Genomic DNA, 253 nt, shown 5'->3' on the forward strand with positions numbered 1-253 from the left:
AGCCGCATAGGCCCCGGCCGGCAGGCCGCCGGGCAGGCTGCCGGCCAGGACCGCGAGGGTGCCTTCGGTGGCGCGGCTGCGCAGGACCGCCCGCACCGTGACCAGGGCGTCCGCCGTCACGGCTAGCCCCGGCAGGTTGATGTCGGTGGTGTCGCCGCTCTGCGCGTCGAGGAGCTTGAGGTTGGTCCGGGTCTCGCCGGGAATCCACGCGAAGGCATCCGCGATGCCCTTGGCCTCCATCAGGGCCTGGAAC

Annotated in this window: 1 pseudogene; it reads right to left on the reverse strand. The window is 73.5% G+C overall.

What is annotated here, in order from left to right:
• A pseudogene (locus CVH10_RS22540) lies at positions 1 to 253 on the reverse strand (1-phosphofructokinase); the annotation flags it as partial.

This window comes from Halomonas sp. ND22Bw, assembly GCF_003011945.1.
In the GTDB taxonomy this organism is placed as follows: domain Bacteria; phylum Pseudomonadota; class Gammaproteobacteria; order Pseudomonadales; family Halomonadaceae; genus Halomonas; species Halomonas halophila.